The organism is uncultured Planktosalinus sp. (genome assembly GCF_963973675.1).
GTDB lineage: Bacteria > Bacteroidota > Bacteroidia > Flavobacteriales > Flavobacteriaceae > Planktosalinus.
In genome coordinates, this window is the sequence record NZ_CAXBAN010000221.1 from 1 (window position 1) to 4463 (window position 4463).

A 4463-nucleotide genomic window follows, 5' to 3' on the forward strand; every position below is an offset into this window, starting at 1 on the left:
ATATTCAGTAAATGAAGGCAATTACATCCACTTTCCGCAAGGTGTAAAAGATTACATCAAATACTGCCAGATGGAAGAGGATGACAGACCTTACACTTCTCGCTACATTGGCTCCCTGGTTTCTGACATTCACCGTAATATTTTAAAAGGAGGTATTTATTTTTATCCAAAAAGTTCCAAAGCTTCAAATGGAAAGCTTAGATTACTTTATGAATGTAATCCAATGGCTTTCATTGTTGAACAAGCCGGAGGAAAAGCCAGTGATGGATTCAACCGAATTATGAAAATTCAGCCTACTGAACTTCATCAACGTGTTCCTTTTTTCTGTGGAAGCAAAAAAATGGTTGATAAGGCAGAGGAGTTTATGAGAAATGCAAAGTAAAAAGCCTCCGAAAACTCTTCCAGAGTTATTGATATATTATTATTTCTTATTCAACAGGTACTCATAGTCGTAAAAATCGAGTCCGCCGCTAAATATCTGAATAGAGCGGTCAATGATTTTTTTCGCATCAGCTTCACTGAAGCCGAGGATAATTGCATAGCGATTTAAAAACTCGGCTTCTTCTTCATCAATATCCTTATCTGCGAAGATGATTCTGAATATGTCATGAAGTTGTTTTAATCTTATTTCCTGCGAATTGGTTGGAAAAACGGGGTATTTTTTTGGGTTTTTGATGATTTCGTTATACTCCAACTCATTGATATCCAATTTTCTGGCAAAACGAAGTAGCAATAATTCTTCTTCAGGTTTTATCGGTCCGTCAACCAATGCAACATTCACTAATGCTGAAAAGTGGCCTAATTTTCTTTTATGGCTTCCGCCGCTGAATAAATCTTCTAATGACATTTTATTTAAATTTTATACAAAGATACTATTTCACTAAGATTTTGAGAAAATTAAAATTGCTTTTTTTAAAACATGGATTACCTTTATAAAAAAAAGTTTCTACAAGGTGAAAAAGACACTGCAAATACTCAATGGTATCGCTTTTATTTCTATGATTTTTATTAATTATTTGTCTAATACCGGACTAATAAATAACAATACCAATGCAACCGTTTCAAGGGAGTTTGAAAATTTTTTTACCCCGGCCGGCTATGCTTTTTCTATATGGGGAATTATCTATTTGCTGCTTTTGGGGTTTGTAATCTATCAGGGACTGGGTTTATTCAGCAAAGCGAAAGAAAATGAGCTTGCAAAACAAGTGGGTTGGTGGTTTGTGGTTTCCTGTGTGGCCAATTCGCTGTGGCTTTTTGCATGGCTGCACGAGTCTCTAGGACTTTCAGTGTTTATTATGTTTGTATTATTGTTTTCGCTCATAAAAATAGTTTTGAGAACCAACATGGAACGATGGAATGCACCATTCAATACCATTCTTTTTCTCTGGTGGCCCTTTTGTATTTACATTGGATGGATTTCTGTAGCGTTGATTGCTAACATAGCTGCTTTTCTCACAAAAATTAATTGGGGCAGATTTGGTATGAGTGATGTTTTCTGGACCATCACAATGATTGTTGTGGCCGGTTTATTAAACCTGTTTGTCACCTGGAGCCGTAATATGCGTGAATTTGCTTTTGTGGGAATATGGGCACTGATTGCTATTGCCATTGCAAATTTTAATGAAAACAATGCTATTGTAATCGTGGCTTTCACTGTTTCGGCGGTTTTACTTGTGAGCAATGCTATTCATACCTATAAAAACCGTAAAACGCTTCCGTTTGTTAGAAGTCTTTCCAAGTAAACAGTAAAATTTTCTTAAAAAAAAGGCTTGCTGTTGTAGATAAATGACCGTCAATGTATCTTTGCCGTCCATGAGCAAAACCATTATCGATTCGCTTTTTGCACAGTCTCCGGAAACCCGGAAACTGGAGGAATCTATTGCCCGTTCTGAAAAAAACATTCATATCACAGGACTTGCCGGTGCCTCATCATCCCTGGTGGTCTCAGAAGTGTTCAAAAATACAGAACTTCCCTTTCTACTGATATTTAATGACAAAGAAGACGCCGCATATCACCTCAATGATATCGAAGCCGTAATAGGCGATAAAGATGTGCTTTTTTATCCGGGAAGCTACCGCCGCCCTTATCAGATTGAGGAAACAGACAATGCCAATGTATTGCTGCGCGCTGAAGTCCTCAACCGCATCAACTCCCGAAAAAAACCGGCGGTTATCGTCACTTACCCAGATGCGCTTTTTGAAAAAGTGGTCACCAAAAAAGAACTGGAAAAAAACACCTTGAAAATCAGAGTAGGTGATCAACTCTCCATTGACTTTGTCAATGAAGTGCTTTTTGAATACCGCTTTCATCGCACAGATTTTGTCACCGAACCCGGAGAGTTTTCAGTGCGTGGCGGTATTTTGGATGTGTTTTCATTTTCCAATGACGAACCCTACCGCATTGAGTTTTTTGGCGATGAAGTGGAAAGCATCCGCAGCTTTGATGTGGAAACGCAACTTTCGCTGGAACAGGTAAAAAAAATCAGCATTATCCCAAATGTGGATGCTTCAGTCTCACAAAGCAACCGCATTAGTTTCTTAAAATACATCTCTCAAAAAACCGCGGTGTTTATTAAAAACCCGGATATGCTCTTCAATGGGGTTCATTCGCTTTTCGCAAAAGCGGAAGAAGCCTTTTCCAAAATGGATGACGGCATCAAGCAACTGGAACCCGACACCCTGTTTTGCACATCGGCATTGTTGAAAGAAGAATTAAAGGAGTTTACGACGGTGGTGATGCAAAAAAGCCTTTCGGTAGAAGCCATCGACTTTAAAACAAAGCCCCAGCCATCATTCAACAAGCAGTTTGACCTGCTCATTGAAAACCTCAATGCCAATACTGAAAAGGGATATAAAAATTATATTTTTTGTTCGTCAGCTCAACAGGCAAAGCGCTTTCACGATATTTTTGAAGACGCCCACCTTGACGTCAAACAGTTTGAAACAGTTGTTTTCCCCATACATCAGGGGTTTATTGACGATATCCAAAAACAGGTGTGTTATACAGACCACCAGATTTTTGAGCGCTATCATAAATTTCAGCTTAAAAACGGGTATGCCAAAAAACAAGCCATCACACTCAAGGAACTCACGAGTCTGGAAATTGGCGATTATGTGACGCACATTGATCACGGAATCGGAAAATTTGGCGGCCTGCAAAAAATTGATGTGGAAGGTAAAAAACAGGAAGCCATTAAACTCGTTTATGGCGAAAGGGACATTCTTTACCTGAGCATTCACTCACTACATAAAATTTCCAAATACAACGGCAAGGACGGTAAACCTCCTAAAATCTACAAACTGGGTTCTAATGCCTGGAAAGCGCTAAAGCAAAAAACCAAAACCCGTGTTAAGGAAATTGCTTTCAACCTGATTGAACTTTACGCAAAGCGAAAACTCCAAAAAGGGTTTTCATTTGACCCCGATTCCTATTTGCAACACGAGTTGGAATCTTCCTTTATTTATGAAGATACCCCCGATCAAATTACGGCTACCGAGGATGTGAAAAAAGACATGGAACACGAGCAGCCTATGGACCGTTTAGTTTGTGGGGATGTTGGTTTCGGAAAGACCGAAGTTGCTATTCGCGCTGCTTTTAAAGCGGTAGACAACGGCAAGCAGGTGGCGGTTTTGGTGCCCACGACCATTTTGGCGTTTCAGCATTATAAAACCTTTACGGAACGCCTGAAAGAAATGCCGGTAAACATCGAATATCTAAACCGTTTCAGAACTGCAAAAGAACGGAAAACCACCCTGGAAAACCTTGAGTCCGGAAAACTGGATATCGTTATCGGAACTCACCAATTGGTGAATAAGGCCGTGAAATTCAAAGACCTTGGGTTGCTGATTATTGACGAAGAACAAAAGTTTGGTGTGGCCGTAAAAGACAAGCTGAAACTCATCAAGGAAAATGTGGATACGCTTACCCTGACTGCAACCCCAATCCCACGGACACTCCAATTCAGTTTAATGGCGGCGCGGGATTTGTCTGTGATTACCACACCACCGCCCAACCGATATCCGGTGGAGACTAATGTAATTCGTTTTTCAGAAGAAATGATTCGTGATGCTATTCGTTATGAAATTTCGCGTGGCGGTCAAGTGTTTTTTGTGCATAACCGCATTGAAAACATTAACGAAGTGGCTGGGATGGTGCAACGTTTAGTTCCCGATGCCAAAATAGGAATCGGTCACGGGCAACTGGACGGTAAAAAACTGGAAAACCTGATGCTTGCTTTCATGAACGGTGAATTTGATGTACTGGTTTCCACAACGATTATCGAAAGCGGGCTGGATGTGCCCAATGCTAACACGATTTTTATCAACAATGCCAATAATTTTGGATTAAGCGATTTGCACCAGATGCGGGGCCGTGTGGGGCGAAGTAATAAAAAAGCGTTTTGTTATTTTATCACACCCGAATATTCTGCCATGACAGAAGACGCCCGAAAACGCATCACTGC

The 4463-nt window shown here is 40.2% G+C and carries 4 protein-coding genes; 3 read left to right on the forward strand and 1 reads right to left on the reverse strand.

Annotation, left to right across the window (positions count from 1 at the left end):
• The coding region (locus AACY61_RS09270; RefSeq protein ID WP_339611294.1) for a class 1 fructose-bisphosphatase at positions 1 to 382 on the forward strand (382 nt) is incomplete at its 5' end.
• Between the two features lie 39 nt (positions 383 to 421).
• Here the strand turns inward: AACY61_RS09270 and AACY61_RS09275 are convergent.
• On the reverse strand, positions 422 to 847 hold the full coding sequence (locus AACY61_RS09275; protein ID WP_339611295.1) for a TerB family tellurite resistance protein: 426 nt from the start codon (positions 845 to 847) through the stop codon (positions 422 to 424).
• 106 nt (positions 848 to 953) lie between these two features.
• Here AACY61_RS09275 and AACY61_RS09280 point away from each other — a divergent pair, with 106 nt between their 5' ends.
• On the forward strand, positions 954 to 1742 hold the full coding sequence (locus tag AACY61_RS09280; protein ID WP_339611296.1) for a tryptophan-rich sensory protein: 789 nt from the start codon (positions 954 to 956) through the stop codon (positions 1740 to 1742).
• 70 nt (positions 1743 to 1812) lie between these two features.
• Positions 1813 to 4463 (forward strand): DEAD/DEAH box helicase (locus AACY61_RS09285; RefSeq protein ID WP_339611297.1); only part of this gene is annotated, 2651 nt, incomplete at its 3' end.

Excerpts from the sequence above, each read along its gene's own strand:
- AACY61_RS09275 (WP_339611295.1), bottom strand. The coding sequence starts at position 847 with ATGTCATTAGAAGATTTATTCAGCGGCGGAAGCCATAAAAGAAAATTA.